28 protein-coding genes are annotated in these 15,690 nt (G+C 66.4%); 12 read left to right on the top strand and 16 right to left on the bottom strand.

Annotated features, from left to right (window positions below):
- Positions 1-4 precede the first annotated feature (4 nt).
- The 16 genes from QM748_RS09390 to QM748_RS09315 all read right to left on the bottom strand — a co-directional run bounded on the left by QM748_RS09390 (position 5) and on the right by QM748_RS09315 (position 8,774).
- Positions 5-538: a host-nuclease inhibitor Gam family protein gene (locus QM748_RS09390; protein WP_415246726.1), complete on the bottom strand. Its 534-nt coding sequence runs from the start codon at positions 536-538 to the stop codon at positions 5-7.
- Between the two features lies 1 nt (position 539).
- Entirely contained in the window at positions 540-905 is a 366-nt protein-coding gene (locus QM748_RS09385) for a hypothetical protein (RefSeq protein ID WP_415246725.1), read from the bottom strand.
- Complete coding sequence (locus tag QM748_RS09380) at positions 898-1,377, bottom strand: hypothetical protein (protein WP_415246724.1); 480 nt, start codon at positions 1,375-1,377, stop codon at positions 898-900. Before QM748_RS09380 ends, QM748_RS09385 begins: the two co-directional genes overlap by 8 nt.
- The gene (locus QM748_RS09375) at positions 1,374-1,781 is read right to left on the bottom strand and encodes a PEP-CTERM sorting domain-containing protein (RefSeq protein WP_415246723.1); all 408 of its coding nucleotides are present in this window, start codon (positions 1,779-1,781) and stop codon (positions 1,374-1,376) included. The genes QM748_RS09380 and QM748_RS09375 overlap by 4 nt, the downstream gene beginning before the upstream one ends.
- Positions 1,778-2,353 carry a hypothetical protein gene (locus QM748_RS09370; RefSeq protein ID WP_415246722.1) on the bottom strand — a complete coding sequence of 192 codons (576 nt, stop codon included), beginning with the start codon at positions 2,351-2,353 and terminating at the stop codon, positions 1,778-1,780. Before QM748_RS09370 ends, QM748_RS09375 begins: the two co-directional genes overlap by 4 nt.
- Entirely contained in the window at positions 2,350-2,718 is a 369-nt protein-coding gene (locus QM748_RS09365; protein ID WP_415246721.1) for a hypothetical protein, read from the bottom strand. The genes QM748_RS09370 and QM748_RS09365 overlap by 4 nt, the downstream gene beginning before the upstream one ends.
- Complete coding sequence (locus QM748_RS09360; protein WP_415246720.1) at positions 2,715-2,942, bottom strand: hypothetical protein; 228 nt, start codon at positions 2,940-2,942, stop codon at positions 2,715-2,717. Before QM748_RS09360 ends, QM748_RS09365 begins: the two co-directional genes overlap by 4 nt.
- Positions 2,939-3,154 carry a hypothetical protein gene (locus QM748_RS09355; RefSeq protein WP_415246719.1) on the bottom strand — a complete coding sequence of 72 codons (216 nt, stop codon included), beginning with the start codon at positions 3,152-3,154 and terminating at the stop codon, positions 2,939-2,941. The genes QM748_RS09360 and QM748_RS09355 overlap by 4 nt, the downstream gene beginning before the upstream one ends.
- Position 3,155: 1 nt before the next feature.
- Positions 3,156-4,433 carry an ExeA family protein gene (locus QM748_RS09350; protein ID WP_415246718.1) on the bottom strand — a complete coding sequence of 426 codons (1,278 nt, stop codon included), beginning with the start codon at positions 4,431-4,433 and terminating at the stop codon, positions 3,156-3,158.
- A gap of 106 nt (positions 4,434-4,539) precedes the next feature.
- Positions 4,540-6,303, bottom strand: a complete 1,764-nt coding sequence (locus QM748_RS09345) for a hypothetical protein (RefSeq protein ID WP_415246717.1) — start codon at positions 6,301-6,303, stop codon at positions 4,540-4,542.
- A gap of 10 nt (positions 6,304-6,313) precedes the next feature.
- Positions 6,314-7,273 (bottom strand): hypothetical protein, encoded by a 960-nt coding sequence (locus tag QM748_RS09340; protein WP_415246716.1) that lies wholly within the window; start codon positions 7,271-7,273, stop codon positions 6,314-6,316.
- A 2-nt stretch (positions 7,274-7,275) separates the two neighbouring features.
- Entirely contained in the window at positions 7,276-7,584 is a 309-nt protein-coding gene (locus tag QM748_RS09335) for an IclR family transcriptional regulator (protein WP_415246715.1), read from the bottom strand.
- Positions 7,581-7,841: a hypothetical protein gene (locus QM748_RS09330; RefSeq protein WP_415246714.1), complete on the bottom strand. Its 261-nt coding sequence runs from the start codon at positions 7,839-7,841 to the stop codon at positions 7,581-7,583. The genes QM748_RS09335 and QM748_RS09330 overlap by 4 nt, the downstream gene beginning before the upstream one ends.
- The gene (locus QM748_RS09325; protein WP_415246713.1) at positions 7,838-8,302 is read right to left on the bottom strand and encodes a hypothetical protein; all 465 of its coding nucleotides are present in this window, start codon (positions 8,300-8,302) and stop codon (positions 7,838-7,840) included. Before QM748_RS09325 ends, QM748_RS09330 begins: the two co-directional genes overlap by 4 nt.
- 89 nt (positions 8,303-8,391) lie before the next feature.
- Positions 8,392-8,517 carry a hypothetical protein gene (locus tag QM748_RS09320; RefSeq protein WP_415246712.1) on the bottom strand — a complete coding sequence of 42 codons (126 nt, stop codon included), beginning with the start codon at positions 8,515-8,517 and terminating at the stop codon, positions 8,392-8,394.
- 8 nt (positions 8,518-8,525) lie between these two features.
- Positions 8,526-8,774 (bottom strand): DNA-binding protein, encoded by a 249-nt coding sequence (locus QM748_RS09315; protein WP_415246711.1) that lies wholly within the window; start codon positions 8,772-8,774, stop codon positions 8,526-8,528.
- A 127-nt stretch (positions 8,775-8,901) separates the two neighbouring features.
- On the opposite strand from QM748_RS09315, the gene QM748_RS09310 reads away from it, so the two are divergent.
- From QM748_RS09310 to QM748_RS09255, 12 genes are all read left to right on the top strand, one after another.
- A complete protein-coding gene (locus QM748_RS09310) occupies positions 8,902-9,297 on the top strand; it encodes a helix-turn-helix domain-containing protein (RefSeq protein WP_415246710.1) in 396 nt (131 codons plus the stop codon).
- A gap of 4 nt (positions 9,298-9,301) precedes the next feature.
- Complete coding sequence (locus QM748_RS09305; RefSeq protein ID WP_415246709.1) at positions 9,302-9,799, top strand: hypothetical protein; 498 nt, start codon at positions 9,302-9,304, stop codon at positions 9,797-9,799.
- A 97-nt stretch (positions 9,800-9,896) separates the two neighbouring features.
- Positions 9,897-10,523 (top strand): hypothetical protein, encoded by a 627-nt coding sequence (locus tag QM748_RS09300; RefSeq protein WP_415246708.1) that lies wholly within the window; start codon positions 9,897-9,899, stop codon positions 10,521-10,523.
- Positions 10,524-10,546: 23 nt separating this feature from the next.
- Positions 10,547-10,969 carry a DUF4124 domain-containing protein gene (locus tag QM748_RS09295; protein ID WP_415246707.1) on the top strand — a complete coding sequence of 141 codons (423 nt, stop codon included), beginning with the start codon at positions 10,547-10,549 and terminating at the stop codon, positions 10,967-10,969.
- 63 nt (positions 10,970-11,032) lie between these two features.
- Positions 11,033-11,545 carry an N-acetylmuramoyl-L-alanine amidase gene (locus QM748_RS09290; RefSeq protein ID WP_415246706.1) on the top strand — a complete coding sequence of 171 codons (513 nt, stop codon included), beginning with the start codon at positions 11,033-11,035 and terminating at the stop codon, positions 11,543-11,545.
- Entirely contained in the window at positions 11,542-11,859 is a 318-nt protein-coding gene (locus tag QM748_RS09285; RefSeq protein WP_415246705.1) for a hypothetical protein, read from the top strand. Before QM748_RS09290 ends, QM748_RS09285 begins: the two co-directional genes overlap by 4 nt.
- Positions 11,856-12,059 (top strand): hypothetical protein, encoded by a 204-nt coding sequence (locus tag QM748_RS09280; RefSeq protein WP_415246704.1) that lies wholly within the window; start codon positions 11,856-11,858, stop codon positions 12,057-12,059. The genes QM748_RS09285 and QM748_RS09280 overlap by 4 nt, the downstream gene beginning before the upstream one ends.
- A 29-nt stretch (positions 12,060-12,088) precedes the next feature.
- Positions 12,089-12,628 (top strand): hypothetical protein, encoded by a 540-nt coding sequence (locus QM748_RS09275; RefSeq protein ID WP_415246703.1) that lies wholly within the window; start codon positions 12,089-12,091, stop codon positions 12,626-12,628.
- A 4-nt stretch (positions 12,629-12,632) separates the two neighbouring features.
- The gene (locus QM748_RS09270) at positions 12,633-13,007 is read left to right on the top strand and encodes a hypothetical protein (RefSeq protein WP_415246702.1); all 375 of its coding nucleotides are present in this window, start codon (positions 12,633-12,635) and stop codon (positions 13,005-13,007) included.
- Positions 13,004-13,306, top strand: a complete 303-nt coding sequence (locus tag QM748_RS09265; protein ID WP_415246701.1) for a hypothetical protein — start codon at positions 13,004-13,006, stop codon at positions 13,304-13,306. Before QM748_RS09270 ends, QM748_RS09265 begins: the two co-directional genes overlap by 4 nt.
- Before the next feature lies 1 nt (position 13,307).
- Positions 13,308-13,847 carry a DUF3486 family protein gene (locus QM748_RS09260; protein WP_415246700.1) on the top strand — a complete coding sequence of 180 codons (540 nt, stop codon included), beginning with the start codon at positions 13,308-13,310 and terminating at the stop codon, positions 13,845-13,847.
- A 191-nt stretch (positions 13,848-14,038) separates the two neighbouring features.
- Positions 14,039-15,601 (top strand): terminase large subunit domain-containing protein, encoded by a 1,563-nt coding sequence (locus tag QM748_RS09255; RefSeq protein WP_415246699.1) that lies wholly within the window; start codon positions 14,039-14,041, stop codon positions 15,599-15,601.
- Positions 15,602-15,690 lie beyond the last annotated feature (89 nt).

The following is a 15,690-nucleotide window of genomic DNA, read 5'->3' as shown; positions in this document are numbered from 1 at the left end:
TCCATCACTGCACCTCCGCCAGTTCGGCCTCGAACGGGCTGACGGTGAAGTCCTCGCCCTGGCTGATGCTGATGCCCGGCACGTGCGCGACGGCGGCGGGTTCGTTGAGGATGGCTTCCTTGTTCACCTCTGCCTTCTCGCGGATGAAGCGCTTCAGGCCGAGGCGGCGCAGTGCGTCGAGCACGGCATCGGCGCCGGTGATGCGCACCGACGCCGGGCGGAGGCGCCAGCCGATCTCGCCGGTGGGGAATGCGGCGGTCTTCGTCTTGCCGTGCTGGGTGAGGGTGTCGCGGTTGGCCTCGCACCAGATCTGCACACCCTGGGTGAGTGCTTCGACGCGCTGGGCGTGCGGCGCGGCCAGGATCTCCCAGCGCTCCTTCACGGTGGCCAGCTCGTCGTTCATGTCGGCCTGGATGCGGTCCAGCTCGCGCTGGCGTTCGCCGATTTCGCGGATGTGGGCCGCGACCTGGTCGCGCGTCTGCGGCACCTGGATCTGTGCGGCGGCGGTCTTTGCCTTGCGGCGGGCGGCAGTTGCCATGTCAGTCTCCTACTTTCTTAAAAAGGGTTTGCGTGATCGCGTCGAGACGGGCGCGATTGCGCGCACGTTCCTCGGGCGTCAGGCGTGGCGCAGGGAGCGCCGGGGCGGGCTTGGGGGCCGGCAGCGCATCGAGCAGTTGCCGAGGCACCGGCCAGGTGCTGCACTGGGCGTAGAGCGCGCGGAACGCGGCCTGCAGGCGCGGGGCATCGGCGTGCTCCACCCAGGTGGCAGCGCGTGTTGCGAGCGCGGCCAGCCAGATGTCCAGCGTCAGCGTGATTGCGTCCTCGGCCGGCGCCCCGGGCAGGCGCAGTGCGATCAGCCCCTGTAGGCCGCGCGCCACCTCGCGCTCGATCCAGCGTTCAATCACGGGCGCGCTCCTCCAGTGCGGCGATGGCGCCCAGCGTCTTCGACGGGCGGGCGGATTGCGCGGGCGCCGCTACCGGCGCCGCCGTCACGGCCGACGCCGGGCGCTGGCTGGCGATGACTTCGTACAGCCAGCCGTGGCCGGTCAGCGGCAGCTTGAGCCGGCCATGCTCGCGGGCGACGAGCGCCTGAGCGATGGCGGCGATCCAGGCCTCGGGCGGCGCCGGGTGCATGGCGCCGTTACGCTCGATCTCGCCGCGCTGGATGTCGGGCACGATCTCGCGCAGCAGCTTGGCAACGCGATTCATCGACAGCTCGCACCGCGCGGGCCGGAACAGCCCGATGTATCGCGTGACCGCAGCGCCGAGCGCGCCGGACAGTTTGAAGACGAGCGTGAGCGCTTCGCGGGCGTCGTCGTGTGCCATCAACACGTCCAGGCTCATGACCGCACCGCAGTTGGGGCAGCGGGTTTTCATGGGCGCCTCCCGCGGCGGACCGCAAGCAGCGCGCACGCGGCCAGCGCGAGCAGCGACAGCGTGCCCGGCGCCGGCACGGCGCGGGCCTGCCCGGCGTCGGGCAGCGGGACGAACACCGGCCAGGGCTCGCGCCAGGCGGCAGATGGGGCGGGCTCGGCAGCGGTTTCGCAGTCCTTGTCACGCACGGCGCACGGCGGCAGCTCGACCATCGGGCCGCGCGCAAGCGGTGCCGGCGGCAAGGGTGCGACGTTGCGCGCCGCGCTGCGGTAAGCCAGCTCGGGCGGCATGATGGCGGCGGCGTACATCGCCAGTGCCGCGCACGAGCCGGCGCCGAGCAGCACGCCGAGCGCCAGCCACTTGATGCGCAGGCGGCGCAGCGTGCCGGGCGGCAAGCGGCGGATCATCGCGACACCTCGAGCGTGGCAAGCAGCCGAGCCAGGCGATGCACGTCGGCGGGGGCGAGCAGCACGACCTGGTCGTCGTCGATGATGCTCAGGCCGCCGTCGTCGTCGAGCACAAAGAGCACTTCGCACAGTTCGGCCGAGCCGTCGCACAGGCACTCGTGCACAACGTAGTCCTCGGGCGGGTAAAGGGGGGTGTTCATGTCCTTGCCTCCGTCGATCGTTGCGTGCTCTGGCTGCGCATCATCGCCAGTGCAGCCCGGCCGGCCGACGTGATGCTGTAGAACGGCGGGGAGCCTGTTGCGACCGGGTTTGTGGCGGCTGACCCAGCCCTGCTCGCACATGGCGCCGAACAGGTACTGCGTGCTTTTAAAGGTGAGGTCGGCGAGTACGTCGCAGGCCTGGCTGTTGGTCTGCGGGCCGCCGGCATCGAGCAGCGCGAGGATGCGCCGCCTATTGATGGCGCCGCGAACCTGGCCGGGCGAGTTGCACACGGGCGCGCAGAGTTCCTGCAGGTTTGCCGCGGCATGGGCCGTCAGCGCGCGCACCTGGTCGGGCATGGTCGGGATGCTCATGCGGCCTCCGTTGCCCGGCGCGCCTTGCTGCGCGGCGCGTGGGCCTTCTTGAGCGCGGCGGTGTCGTGACGGACGAACAGGAAGGACAGGCGCGGCCCGGTCCAGGCGCCAGCCGACAGCGGCACGCCGGTGGGCCAGATGCCCAGCCACGGGGCGGCATCGGTCTGGGGGCGGTACATCGTTGCGCCGGTGATGCGCGTATCGCGCCACAGCTGCTCGATCGCCGACCAGAAGTCGGCTTCATCGCCGCCGATCAGCGCGAGCACGTCGTCCGTGTTTGATGGGCGTTTGCTGCTTGCCTTGGCGATCGCGGCCATGATGCGTTCGGTGAGCGGAGCCTTGGCGGTCTGCGTCTTCGTGCTCATTGCGGCACCTCCTGCATGGCCATGTGGAAGATCACATCCGCATCGGGCTGAAGGCCGCAGGCGAAGCGCATTGCATCCACTTCCTGCGCCAGCTCGTGGTAGGCCTCGGCCCTGGCTTCGAGCTCGATCACAGCGGAATGGGAGGTCGCCAGCACCCCCAGGCCGAACGCCACCACCACCGGCAGCACCTTGGTTTCCCAGAAGTCGGTGTCGAGGATCTTCATAGCCCCAGCGCCTCCCCCAGTTGCATGCACAAGCCGATGGCGGTCGTTTCGGACACCGTGATGTGGCCGATGCGTTTCGGCGTGGCGCAGCCGCTGACCAGGTGGATGACGATGCGCACGTCCTGGCCGTCCGGCTCGCCCACCGTCAGCGCCACGCGGGCGCCGCGATCGACGATATTCAGGGTCATCTCGATTTCGTGTTGAGTCGCCATGTCACACCCCCTTGATGATGTCGGCGGTGACGCGCGGCGCGCCGTGCAGCGCGGCTTCGTTCATGGCCTTGGTGATCAGCGCATTCACCACCAGCGGGTAGGTCTGGCTGATGACCTCGTTGCCGCCCTTACCGCGCACCGTGCGGCTCAGCTTCGGGTGCATGCGCAAGCCGTCGATCGCGGCGGGGTCGATGACCTGCTCTATGTGCGAGCCCACGCGGCGGAACTTGAGCGCCAGGTAGTCGCCCACCTGGTTGTCGAGCGGCAGCAGCCGCACCACCTCGCAGCGCCGGATCACCTCGCGGGCTTCGAAGTAGCGGCGCTCGTCCAGCTTCTCGTTCAGCTCGGGCTGGCCGATCAGCACGATCGAGAGCAGCTTCTTGAAGCCGTCCTCCATCTCCCAGAAGCGCTTCAGGTACTTCAGCGTCTGGATGTTGAGGTCGTGCGCCTCTTCGATCATCAGCACATGGGTCTGGCCGCTGCGGCCGGACTCGACCAGCGCCTTCTCCACCTGGCGCGCAAGCGCCTCCAGGCTGCGCTTGGGGTGCTCGTTCGGCTTCACGTCGGCCAGGATCGCGTGGCAGATGCTGCCGGCCGTGAGCTTCTCCTTGTCGAAGATCTTGGGCTGGATGACGACGGCCGGCACATGCTCGCGGTTGATGCGGTCGATGGTTTCGCGGCGCAGCGTGGTCTTGCCGCTGCCGGACTCACCCACCACGGCGATGAACCAGCCGCCCGACCTGGCCGCCTGGAACATCGCCTCGCGCACATAGCGCTGATCGGCAGACATGAACAGGTCGTCAGGCCCCTGCACGTCATCGACGAACGGGTCGCGGAACAGGTTGAAGTGGCGTTTGGCTTGGGCAGAAAGCATTTCCGGTTCGATCTCGATAGCGTTTTCGTTGGGCGTGTGGCGGCGGATCTCACCCAGGCGGGTGTTCAGCGGCTTGGTGCTGTGGTGGCGGATCAGGTCCTCGGTCCAGATCTCGGCAATCTCGTCGGCGGGCACGCCACGCTCGACCAGGTAGGCCTCGATCGCCTCGGTGATCTGCTCCCACGGCGTGTGGCTGGGGCGCCAGCCGCGGTTGAGCAGCAGCGTGAATGCGCTGCGGCTGAGCGGCTGGCCGGCAAACTTGCCGCCGGCCTGGATCAGCCGTTCGGCAACCTCGTCGTGGCGAATGCCATGCCGCAGCAGCGTGGCCTTGAGCCTGATCGGCACGGGGGCGGGCTTGTCGGCGAACTTGCTGCCGGTCCCCTTGCCCCTGGTAGATACATCCATCGGTACAATCTCCACTGCAATCTCCATTGCAAACGGGCTTCGCAGTTGGCGCTGCGCTGCCCACCTTTCGGCCTGGTGTGTTGGCGCACATCAGGCCGAATCCTTGTCAGCCCACCGCTTGCAGACGCGGCGGCTGTGTGTTTCCGCGCATGGCGGCGACAATCGCGTCCAGCTCGGACTCGGGAACGCCGTCGGGGTACTGAGCAGCCAGCCAGGGATGCAGGTCCGGCCGCTCCACGCCGCGGCTGCGCAGAGCCTTGGCGGCTTCGAAGTGGGTCAGCGGCGGCGCCTCGAACACCGGCGCGGCGAGGTTGATGTCGGTGCCCTTGCGCGGCAGTGCGGCCGGGATCTCGATGTGCTCCAGGTGACGGACCGCATCGACCATGCCGCCCATCAGCGTTGCGTTGCTGCGGCGGGCCTTGTCCATCTGCTCGGCCGTCATGCCGGGGAACAGCAGCGCATCCAGCGCCTTGCCGCTGCGGTCGGTGTCGGAGTCCGGACGGCGGGCATAGGTCTCGCCGATCACCGGTGCAGCCAGCGAACGGCCGAATGCGTCGAGCTCCTCCGCCACCGGCTCCAGGCGATACACCAGGTCTTCGCCGTCGTAGCGCGGCACGCGCAGGTTGATGGCGCAGTCGCCGAACAGCAGCGGAGACACTTCCAGCTTGTCGCCTGCGCATATCCCCGCCAGCCCGGCCAGGTCGTAGGTGCGGCTGCCCTTGGTGCGCGGGTGCACAAAGCTGATCGTCAGCTCACGCGACACCGTGCGGGTGCGGGTCTTGCCTTCCAGGAAGGCCTGGCACACGTCTACCGGCGGCAGAATGCGCAGCTCGTCCTGGCGAATCTTCATCCACAGGTCGTAGCGCGCCACCGGGGAGATGCCATTGCGGCGCAGCCGTGTGTCCTGGTGCGGAATGGCATTCGCGTTGTAGGCCTCTGCCCAGGCCGTGGCGGCGGCATTCAGCTCTTCCACGCTGTGCACCGGGTCGAAGCGCAGGCGGCTCTCGAACTGTGTTTCCACCAGGTTGTTGCCGCCTTCCACGCCGCCCTTTGCCCGGGCATTGCCCGCGGCATGGGTGATGCTCTCCACTTCGAGCGCACGCAGCAGGTTCTGTACCGCGCTCGATGTATTGGCACTGCCCTTGTCCCACATCAGCACCTTGGGCACGCCATGAAAGCGCCGGCCCGGCTGCTGGCCCCACGCATGCATCAGGAACCTGAACAGGTTCAGCGGGCTTTCACCGGCCGCCTCCACGTACCAGGGCAGAACCAAGCCGCTGGCGTGGTCGTACAGCACGTAGCGCCACACCTTCCACTTCACCCGGGCAAGGCGGTCCAGCTTGTTCTTGTAGAACTCGTCGTCGCGGATCAGGTGCTGCTTGCCGCGCAGGTAATAGACCAGGCACAGCGACGGATCGACCTGGTGCGCATGGTTGGGGTGCAGGCTGCGCAGGCCCACGGGTGCCGAGCGCTCGGCCTGCTGGCTCACGTTCAGGCGGCGCGCGCGCGTCAGACGGTTGAGCTGGCGCACGGACAGCGTCAGCTCGTGGCCGTTGTTTGCTGCGATGCTGGCGGCAACCGGCGTGAACATCGTCTGCTTGCCGTTGGCGCGCACGCTGCCGCGCTGCATGGCGGCCACGGTATTGAGCAGCGCCGTGGATGCCCGCGTGTGCCCCTTGTCGGCCCGAGCCTTGCGGCCGCTGGTCCAGCCGGCCACGCGCTCCAGCTCGGCGTACAACTTGCTGGCGCTCCAGCCATACAGCGCGCGGGCTTCCGCCAGCAGTGCGCCCTTGCCGCCATGCGGCGCGGCATCAAGCCGGCGCGCAAGCTCGCGCAGGTAGTCGCGGGTGGTATCGGGGTGGGTGGCCATGGCGCAGTCCTCAGCCTTCCTCGCCCTGCTCGGCACCCTGTCCGACGTCGGGGTCGAGGCTGTGGCCATCAAGCTCCACCGCCCAACCGGCCAGCGTGGCTTCGTACTGGTCGCGCAGCTCGGCAAGTTGCTGGCACAGCCGGTTCAGGCGGTCGCCATAGAGCACCGCGCAGCTGCGCATGGCGAGCTTGGCCCCCTCGGGGTCTTCCTCTTCGCCGAAGTCGGCCTGCAGGATTTCGCCGTGGGCCACATACAGGCGCCCGATCAGTTCGTCGAGTGTGTCGAAGTGTGCGGAGGCTTCAGCCTTGAACGGTGCGACGCGTTCGTTCCAGCCCTTGGTCACCGGCTGGCTGGTGGTCAGCTCGTTGATCTTGGCGTCCTTGCCCGCCACCAGGCGCTCGAGCGCCTTCTTTTGCTCGCGGGTTTCGCGTACCGCGGCGCGCAGTTCTTTGACCGACATCGTCGCAACATCGTCCAGCGACAGCTCGCCGGTCTGGCCGGTCAGCTCCAGCTCCTCGATCTGTTCGTCGTCGAGGACGAGCATTTCGAAGAGCTTGGTCTGGTTGCCGGCAGCCTTGGTCAAATGGTGCGTTGACGCACCATTTGAGAACTTTGCGGCTGCTTGCATGAAGCGTTTGGCAACGCTGTGCTCCATGCCTAGCACATCCAGCCGCGCCATGAACTGCCCGTGCGCGCAGGCTTCCTTCAGCACGACCAGGCCACGTCCAACTTCGAGGCAGGCCTCCACGCTGCGGCGCATGTTGGCCGAGATGTCGCGCTGGATCAGGTCGGGATCCGTGGCGTCCGCTGGCAGTTGGTAGCCCAGGCGCAGGGCTACGGCACGCACGCGGGCATTCTGCTGCTGCCCGGTAACGATCATCAAATCATTCGCCTGCAGATCGGCACGCACGATCTGCTCATCGATCTGCGGTGCTTCGGCCAGCACCGTCGTTGTCGCCTTGCGTGCCATGGTTACAGCTCCCTGGTGTAGCGGTTGTCGATTTCCTGCACGCGTTGTCGGGCGCGGTTCAGGTGAGTGGAAAATGCCAGCGCGATCTGCACCGGCTTGGGGCCAAGCCGCCAGCGGCCGGTCTCCTGGATCTGCTCGGCAAAGCCGACCACCTTCAGGTTGTGCAGGTCGCGGGTGGCGGTGCCGGGTGTAACGCCCATGGCTTTGGCGTAGTCTCCGGGCGTGATGCCCTGCAGTTCGTTGCCGGCCATGACGACCAGCGCGCGCAGGATGCGTTGCTGGCCGGGGCTGTCGTAGTCGGCCTTGCTCATGCCTTGCCTCGCTCGGCCATCACGGCGTCGATCGCATCAGCGCAGGCCAGCAGCTCGGCCGCGAGGGCGCGGGCCATGTCGGCGCTCAGTTCCTGGTTGAAGCTGGAGAGGCCAAAAGTCTGGTGCAGCCTGATGCCGGGCTTTGCGCCCCAGCCGATGCGGACCGCATCCAGGCTGATGGAGTGGTCGGGGCGGATGTACTCAGAGCTGCGCAGCACGTGCGGGAGGCCCGAGGCGGTAACGGTGAATGTGCTCATGACAGTTCCAGTTCGGGTTGGTCGTTCTTGCGGACGTTCTCGCGGTGCCAGGCCAGCACCTCCAGCCCACCGGTGATCGCCGCCATGCAGCCGTCGCGGTCGAGCCGGCCGGCGTGGAAGTCGAGCAGCGCCCCGACAGCGGTGTTGAGCGTGGCCTGCAGCTGCTGCACATCGGCCGCGTCAGCGCCACGCCCGACCGGGATGTCGATGACCACCCGGTGCGCAGTCGCCGCCAGGTAGCGCAGCACGTGGTCGCTGCGGGTGATGTGCTCCCACGCGGCCAGGCGGTTGATGGGCATGGCATCGGTCTCCAGCCACTTGTAGAGCGTGGCCGGGGTGGTGGCCATCAGTTCGGCAATGCGTTCCACGTTGAGGCGCTGCCGTGCCAGGGCGTGCGCCTTGTCCGCTTCGAAGGCGGCACGCAGGCTGCTGGGCAAGGGTTTCGAGGTATGACGACTCATTGGGCGTGACCTGGTTGGCGTGCTTCTAAAAAGGAAGTCGTTTGGAATGAAATAAAAGCGATTGCGCGGGGCTAAAATCGGGCCATGGTTCAGGCGCCGATCGCAAAGCAACGGGCGGCATCGAGGCCGAGCGTGTTCCAGATGGCAACGAACTCCTCAATGAAGGCGGTGTTCAGCTCGGTCAGGTGAGGGGCGGTCTGTTTGCGGATGTGCATGTCTGGCCTCACGCGGCTGCGCGTTGGCGGCTGACGGGCCGATCGAGGGCGCGCGCGGGGTCGGTGCAGATCTCGCCCGGCTTGATGCCCAGCCGCACGGCGATTTCGTGGGCCTGACCGCGGACGCACTTCTTGCGCCCGCCCAGGACCTCGAACACGAGGTTGGGCGAGAACTTGTTTGCGACCGCCCATTGGGTGATCGAGATGCCCTTGGATCGAAGCTCGGCTCGGGCCTCGTCGGGGGTGCGAAGTTTCATGGTGCTGCTCCTTCAGGGGCGGGCGACACGTTGTCGCGTGTCGATTTAGGTGCCGTTCGTGGTGGGACGGTGTGGGCTAACTATGAGGAACAAACGTTCCTATGTCAACTGACAAAGGGGAAATAAATTGCCTCTTTTCGGCGATCGCCTGCTTGAGGAACGCAAGCGGCTGAAGTTGAGCCAGGAAGAAGTTGCGGAGGGCTGTGGGGTAACTCTTCGGTCGCAACGGAACTATGAGAAATGCGAGCGCTCGCCAGATGCTGCCTACCTTGAACGCCTCGCAGCGATTGGCGGGGATGTCCTCTACATCCTCACAGGGCAGAAGCGGGAAGAGCATCGGCAGGAGTTGCCTGCCGATGAACAGCTGCTGCTGGACGCCTACCGGGCGTTACCCGTGGCAAAGCGCAAGGCAGTGCTGGCGAGCCTGATCACGGGCGCAACGCCGCGAAAATCAGCCGCGGGACCTCAGGTCAAGGGCAACAACAACCGCACTGCGGGCGGCGATTACCACGAGAAGATGTAACGAGATGAATGTTCGGGTCAGGGGTGAGGGAAATCGCACGGCAGGCGGCAATTACACGGAAGACCGGTCCGTTGGCGTTATCCATCTGAACATCGGGAAGCTGTCGGTTGGCGAAGGTAGTCGGATCGCGACGAGGGTGTTGCTGCATGAGGATCTGCATGCGCAGCACCAACATCTTCGTGAAGTGGGCCGAGCCTTGCGCCGCCGGTTCGTGTTGCACCGAACTGTGCTGGTTTTTGCGACATGTTGCGGGCTGTTCGTCGCGGCACTGCTGGCGGGGTGGGGAGCGCCGCCGCGTTCGCCGGTGGGAGCGTTGGTGTTGATTGTTGGATTCGGCGGGGTGATCCCATCTGCGTTGTGGATGGTGCGTGAGCGCAACGCGCTTTATGCAGAGCTGCGCAGGAATCGAGCCGAGCGATTTGCATTGGAATGTGCCCTGGTGCGGGCAGAAGCAGAGGCCGAGGCGCTGGCGCAATTGGCTAAACCAATGAAGACGGGCTGACTAGAATCGGAGATGGGGCATGCGCCGGATGCGTTTGGGTGCTCGAGCAAGCCTCGGAGAATGTATGTCGCATGTATGTTTAATTGGAAAGCTTGTCGTGCTGGCTCTGCTGATGGCTGGCGAAACTCAGGCACAGACGGTGCTCTATAAGTGCGTCGATGGCGATCAGGTGACCTATTCCGAGCGCTTGATCGATTGCAGGCAAGCACCGAAGAAAGCCAAAGCCCCGTCTTCGCAGCCGGCTGATGATTTGCCCCCGCCGGGCGTCAACATGGCTGCCGAGATACAGGCACAGTTCGAACGAGAGCAGGCGGAGCGCGAGGAAGCTAAGCTCGTGAAGGCGGTGGCTGAGCAGGAGCAAAAAAAAGTTGAGGCGGCTCGACTTGAGGCTGAAGCCCAGCAAAAGCTCGAGGAGCAAAAATGGGCTGAAGAGCGCGAGCGTCGGCATGAAGCAGCATGTGCCGAAGAATTGAAGAAGGCTCCTGTTGTTCGCAACAGCGCATGGGATGGCGGTGTATATCAAGTCGAGCAATACCTGAAGCGCGTGCTGAAGGATCCCGGGTCGTTTGATGCAATCGAATGGTCTCCCGTGGTGCGGAGTTGTACTGGGTATGTCGTCAGGGTCCGCTATCGGGCGCGAAACAGCTTTGGTGGCATGGTGATTTCTCAACAGCTATTCAGCCTCGATACCCGAGGTGTTGTTACGGGAGCAGTGGACTTATGAGATGGGGGGCAGCGATTGCAATCTTGTTGCTGGCTTCGGCCGCCAATGCGCAGGTCTACAAATGCCAGGAAGGCGGCCGCACCGTCATCACCGACCGGCCGTGCCATGCCGACTCAAAACCGATCGAGGTCAAGCCCGCGGCGGGCGAAGGGGACCGCTCTGAATACAACTCGCCTGCGGCTCGACGGCAGCGTGATGTGGAGTACGCCCGCGAGCTGCAGCGCCGCGCAGATGAGCGCGAGGCCCGGCAAGAGATTGCACGCGACTACGACCGCCGGATTGCCGAGATAAACGAACGGCAGGATCGCCGGAACTGCAGCTACCTGCAGGGCGAAATCGACCGCTACGAAGCCAAGCTGCGGGCCGGTGCGAGCGCGAAGTTGTACGAGTGGTACAAGAGCGAGCAGGCGGCGGCGCGGGGGCGATATGAAAGGGAGTGCAAGTAAGAAGGGGGGGCATCTAAAACCCTTTAGTCCGGCCCGCCTCGCCCGCGCGCGTAGCCTGCGGGCATGTACTCCGCACGCTATGTCCGAACCCTGATCATCCACTGCGCGGCCACGCCCAACGGGCGCTGGAATACCGTGCTGGATATCGACAGCTGGCACAGGCAGGCCGGCTACCGCCGCTCGCCGAAGACCGCCGAGGCGCGGTCGTTCAACCCCGGTTTGCCCCATGTGGGCTACCACTGGGTGATCTACACCAATGGCGGCCTGGCGAGTGGCCGCCATCCCTCCGAAGTCGGCGCCCACGCCAGGGGATTCAACGCCGATAGCCTGTCGATCTGCCTGCTCGGCACAGACAAATTCACCCGCCTGCAGTGGGACCAACTGGCGCAGCAGGCGCAGTACCTGTGCAAGCGCTACAACATCCCCGTGCAACACGCCAATGCGGCCAACAGCTGGCGCGGCATCTGCGGCCATCGTGACACCGGGGCGCAGAAGGCCTGCCCCGGCTTCTCCGTGGTCGACTGGCTGGCGGGCGACATGGCGCCGCTGGCCGGGCACATCCTGGAGCTGGCATGAGCATCAGCCGCGAGCCGCTGGTGGAAGTCGTGCGCGCCTGGGAGGGGGAGCCGGGGCGGAGTGCGCGCCGTGGCTGTCTGGTCGTCACCTGGGAGTTCCACGACACCGTGGTGCTGTCGGCCGCTACTGGCGTGCTGACGCGCGCCGACCTGCGTGCGCTGGGGGCCGAGCTGCTGGCCGCAGGCGTGCGCACGATTCGCGCCTGGCGCTGCAACGGGCAGCGCCTGCCTGGCGGCCGTTGCGTGCTGCCAGGCGAAACCCACTCGCTGTGGGAGATCGATCTGCCAGCGCTGATGGCCCGGAGCGCACGATGACCGAGCCGTGCCGCAAGTGCTGGTGGAAGAGCATCACGCTGTGGGTGAATGCCCTGGCGGCCGCCCTGGTCGCGCTGGAGGCCGTCACCGGCAAGCTCCAGCCCCACCTGTCGGTGAACCTGTACACGGCTATGTCCATTGCACTGCCGGTGATCAATGCCGTGCTGCGCGTGATCACCACGCAGGGGCTGAAGCTGTGAGCGGCGTGATCGAGCTTGTGCGGCGGTTCGTGCCTGCATGGCTGCTGGTGACGCTGGTATTCACCACGGGTGCGGCAGCCGGGGCGCAACTGGTGGCCTGGGCCAAGAACGCCGAGCTGGCTGAAATCCACCGCCAGCATGCCGAACGGCAAGAAAAGATCGAGCGCGAGGCGCGCGAACGACTACAGCGCGCCCAGGCACGTGGCGACACCCTGACGATTCAGCTGGCCGTTGCGAATGCCGCGGCCGACACCCTGCGCGAGGAACTGGACGATGCGTTATCGAAAGTCACCACTGGCCGGCCTTGCCTCGACGGTGCTGCTTTGCGCGTGCTCGACCGTGCCCCTGGCATCGCCGCCCCTGGAGTGCCCGCAGCCGCCGGCGGCGCTGCTGCAGCGGATGGCGCCGACGTTGCCGCCGATTCCGCGCAGCGCGACGGGGCTGAAGGCGCAGCTGCCTCCGACACCGACGTGGCCCGCTGGGCACTCGGCGCCGCCGGAGAGTACGCCGAATGCGTCAGGCGACTCGATGCGCTGATCGACTGGCATACCACAACCCCACTGCCCTGATTCCATGGACCCGAAAGAACTCCAGCTCTGGCTGAGCATCATCAACACGCTCGTGATCTGGGCAGCCGCGATCTACACCTTTCTGGCGAACCGCAACCGGGTGACGAATGAGCGCATCACCAGCCTGCAGAACTCGCTGACCCGCAATGTTGAATCGTTAAGGGGCGACATGGATAGCCGACTGGACAGGCACGCCGAACGGCTGACGCGGGTGGAGAGCGACCTGAAGCACGCGCCCACCGACGAGGACATCAAGCGGCTACATGCGCGCATCGACGACATGGCCGGCTCGCTGAAGGAGTTGGGCGGGGAGTTCAAGGGTGCGAACCACACGCTGCAGCTCATCCATAGCTACATGCTGCAACAGGGAAAGCAATGAATCCGTTTGCCGAACACCTTGCGGCCGACCGCCGCCTTGTCATCCTGAAACTGCTCGAACAGGCCCCGGACTACCGCGGCAACGCCTATCTGCTGCAGTCGGCGCTGGAGGCCTTCGGGCATTCGGTGGGCATGGATCGCTTGCAGACGGATCTGAACTGGCTGATGGAGCAGGATCTGGTGTTCCTTGAGGCGGTGGGCGGCGTGAGCATTGCCAAGCTGACCCAGCGCGGCGATGACGTGGCCTGCGGCCGCACCACCGTGCCTGGTGTGAAGCGGCCGGCGCCTGGAGCGGTGTGACATGGCACGCAAGAGCAGCGTGCAGAAGCTGGACCCGCGCCTGCGCAGCGCGGTGGACGGGCTGATACGCGACGGCCGCTACACGCTGGACGACATCATTGCCCACCTGGCAAGCCTCAACGGCGGCCAGGCGCCGGTGAGCCGCAGTGCGCTGGGCCGTTACGCCCAGCGTGCCGAGGAGCAGATGCGCCGCTACCGCGAGGCGCAGGAAGTGGCGAAGGTGTGGGTGAACAAGTTCGAGAACGAGCCCGACGGTGACGTGGCACGACTGCTGCCCGAGATGCTGCGCAGCGTGGCCTTCCAGACGCTGGGCAGCATCGGCGAGCGGGAAGAAGGCGGCGATGCACAGGAAGTGATGTTCCTGGCCAAGGCCATGAAGGACCTCGCCAGCACCGACAAGCTGACCACCGAACGCATCCTGGTGATCCGCCAGGAAGTTGCCAAGAAGGCGGCGACCGAGGCGGTGAAGACGGCGAAGGCGCAGGGCTTGTCCGACGAAGCCGCGGAGCTGATCCGGCAGAAGATCCTGGGGGTGGTGTGATCGCATGGGGCGTTTGGAGGCAATGCTGAAATGGTCCCGCAAGCAGATGCATCAGCGCAGGCAGAAACCGCGCATGGCTACTGGTGCGTGGTTTGCGGGCGATGGCTCCCGGCCGATGAATGCGGCGTCATCGCCCACGATGCCGTCGAACATCCCAGCTTCATGCGGTTCGACGAAGAGGAGCGGCCGCAATGACTGACGTTTCCGTCGCCCTGGAGCCGCGCGAGAAACGCACGCCAATGGCGTTACTGCCCTACCAGCAGCGCTGGTGCGCCGACACCACGCCGGTGAAGGTCATGGAGAAGAGCCGTCGTATCGGCCTGAGCTGGGGCGAGGCGGCGGACACGGCCCTGCTTGGCGCGTCAGCGTCGGGCATGGATAGCTGGTACATCGGCTACACGAAGGACATGGCGCTGGAGTTCATCCGCGACTGCGCGGACTGGGCCAGGTCCTACGGGCTTGCCGCCAGCGAGATCGAGGAAGGCGAAGAGGTTTTCATCGACGGCGAGGAGAAGCAGAGCATCCTGGCCTTCACCATCCGCTTTGCCTCGGGCTGGCGCATCACCGCGCTGTCGTCCAGCCCGCGCAACCTGCGGGGCAAGCAGGGCCGGGTGATCATCGACGAGGCCGCGTTCCACACCGACCTGGCGGAGCTGCTGAAGGCAGCGATGGCGCTGCTGATCTGGGGCGGCCAGGTGCACATCATCTCGACGCACGACGGCGCCGAGAACCCGTTCAACGAGCTGTGCCAGGACATCCGCGCCGGCAAGGTGCCGTACAGCCTGCACCGCGTCACCTTCGACGAAGCGGTGGCCGATGGCCTGTACGAGCGGGTGTGCCTGCGCACCGGCAAGGCGCCCAGCGAGGAAGACAGGGACAGGTGGGTGGCGGGCATCCGCGCCCAGTACCGCGACAACGCGGCCGAGGAGCTGGACTGCATCCCGAAGAACTCGGGCGGCGCCTGGCTGAATCGCGCACTGATCGAGGCGCGCATGTACGACGCGCCCGTGCTGCGCTGGTCTCCCCCCGCGGATGGCTTCGTGCTGTGGAGCGACGCGCAGCGCACGGCCGAGATGCGGGCCTGGCTGGACGAGCATGCGGGGCCGCTGCTGGCGGCGCTGGACCCGGACCTGGTCAGCGGCTTCGGCGAGGACTTTGGCCGCAGCGGCGACTTGACGGTGATCGCGCCCTTCCAGGTCGAGCGCAATCTGGTGCGCCGCTTCCCCTTCCTGGTCGAGCTGGCGAACTGCCCGTTCGACCAGCAGCGCGAGGCGCTGTTCTACATCGGCGAGCGGCTGCCGCGCTTTCGCCACGGCAAGCTGGACGGCCGCGGCAATGGACAGTACCTGGCCGAGAAGGCACAGCAGAAGTGGGGCGCGCAGCGCATCGAGTGTGTGATGCTGAGCCAGGCCTGGTACCGCGAGAACACGGCGCCGCTGAAGGCTGCGTTCGAGGACGGCACCATCCTGCTGCCGCGCAGCGCCGACCTGCTCGATGACTTGCGTGCCTTCCAGGTCGTGAAAGGCATCCCGATGGTGCCCGACGTGCGCACCAAGGGCAGCGACGGGCAGCAGCGCCACGGCGATGCCGGCGTGGCCATCCTGCTGGCCTGGGCGGCGAGCTGTGCCGAAGCCGAGCCGGCCGCCGGCGAAACGATCGAGGCCAAAGCCGACACCTATGCCGCCGAGCGGCCGCGCTCGGGCGGGCTGCTCGGCAAGCTGTTCGGGCGCTCATTCCTGGGACGGCGGTCGTGATGGCGTTTCCGCCCGCTGACAGCCGATCGTCCTGCGTTGCCCCCCGATGCACGGCAAACCGGCCGAAACCCGCCTTGTAACGCGTGCAA

The organism is Thauera sp., from assembly GCF_047601425.1.
Taxonomy (GTDB): Bacteria; Pseudomonadota; Gammaproteobacteria; order Burkholderiales; family Rhodocyclaceae; genus Thauera.
Note: the sequence above shows the minus strand (reverse complement) of the source record. Positions and strands in the feature narration are given on the sequence as shown.

Excerpts from the sequence above, each read along its gene's own strand:
- QM748_RS09390 (WP_415246726.1), bottom strand. The coding sequence starts at position 538 with ATGGCAACTGCCGCCCGCCGCAAGGCAAAGACCGCCGCCGCACAGATC.
- QM748_RS09380 (WP_415246724.1), bottom strand. The coding sequence starts at position 1,377 with ATGAAAACCCGCTGCCCCAACTGCGGTGCGGTCATGAGCCTGGACGTG.
- QM748_RS09375 (WP_415246723.1), bottom strand. The coding sequence starts at position 1,781 with ATGATCCGCCGCTTGCCGCCCGGCACGCTGCGCCGCCTGCGCATCAAG.
- QM748_RS09370 (WP_415246722.1), bottom strand. The coding sequence starts at position 2,353 with ATGAGCATCCCGACCATGCCCGACCAGGTGCGCGCGCTGACGGCCCAT.
- QM748_RS09365 (WP_415246721.1), bottom strand. The coding sequence starts at position 2,718 with ATGAGCACGAAGACGCAGACCGCCAAGGCTCCGCTCACCGAACGCATC.
- QM748_RS09360 (WP_415246720.1), bottom strand. The coding sequence starts at position 2,942 with ATGAAGATCCTCGACACCGACTTCTGGGAAACCAAGGTGCTGCCGGTG.
- QM748_RS09355 (WP_415246719.1), bottom strand. The coding sequence starts at position 3,154 with ATGGCGACTCAACACGAAATCGAGATGACCCTGAATATCGTCGATCGC.
- QM748_RS09350 (WP_415246718.1), bottom strand. The coding sequence starts at position 4,433 with ATGGATGTATCTACCAGGGGCAAGGGGACCGGCAGCAAGTTCGCCGAC.
- QM748_RS09345 (WP_415246717.1), bottom strand. The coding sequence starts at position 6,303 with ATGGCCACCCACCCCGATACCACCCGCGACTACCTGCGCGAGCTTGCG.
- QM748_RS09340 (WP_415246716.1), bottom strand. The coding sequence starts at position 7,273 with ATGGCACGCAAGGCGACAACGACGGTGCTGGCCGAAGCACCGCAGATC.
- QM748_RS09335 (WP_415246715.1), bottom strand. The coding sequence starts at position 7,584 with ATGAGCAAGGCCGACTACGACAGCCCCGGCCAGCAACGCATCCTGCGC.
- QM748_RS09330 (WP_415246714.1), bottom strand. The coding sequence starts at position 7,841 with ATGAGCACATTCACCGTTACCGCCTCGGGCCTCCCGCACGTGCTGCGC.
- QM748_RS09325 (WP_415246713.1), bottom strand. The coding sequence starts at position 8,302 with ATGAGTCGTCATACCTCGAAACCCTTGCCCAGCAGCCTGCGTGCCGCC.
- QM748_RS09320 (WP_415246712.1), bottom strand. The coding sequence starts at position 8,517 with ATGCACATCCGCAAACAGACCGCCCCTCACCTGACCGAGCTGAACACC.
- QM748_RS09315 (WP_415246711.1), bottom strand. The coding sequence starts at position 8,774 with ATGAAACTTCGCACCCCCGACGAGGCCCGAGCCGAGCTTCGATCCAAG.
- QM748_RS09305 (WP_415246709.1), top strand. The coding sequence starts at position 9,302 with ATGAATGTTCGGGTCAGGGGTGAGGGAAATCGCACGGCAGGCGGCAAT.
- QM748_RS09290 (WP_415246706.1), top strand. The coding sequence starts at position 11,033 with ATGTACTCCGCACGCTATGTCCGAACCCTGATCATCCACTGCGCGGCC.
- QM748_RS09285 (WP_415246705.1), top strand. The coding sequence starts at position 11,542 with ATGAGCATCAGCCGCGAGCCGCTGGTGGAAGTCGTGCGCGCCTGGGAG.
- QM748_RS09280 (WP_415246704.1), top strand. The coding sequence starts at position 11,856 with ATGACCGAGCCGTGCCGCAAGTGCTGGTGGAAGAGCATCACGCTGTGG.
- QM748_RS09270 (WP_415246702.1), top strand. The coding sequence starts at position 12,633 with ATGGACCCGAAAGAACTCCAGCTCTGGCTGAGCATCATCAACACGCTC.
- QM748_RS09265 (WP_415246701.1), top strand. The coding sequence starts at position 13,004 with ATGAATCCGTTTGCCGAACACCTTGCGGCCGACCGCCGCCTTGTCATC.
- QM748_RS09260 (WP_415246700.1), top strand. The coding sequence starts at position 13,308 with ATGGCACGCAAGAGCAGCGTGCAGAAGCTGGACCCGCGCCTGCGCAGC.
- QM748_RS09255 (WP_415246699.1), top strand. The coding sequence starts at position 14,039 with ATGACTGACGTTTCCGTCGCCCTGGAGCCGCGCGAGAAACGCACGCCA.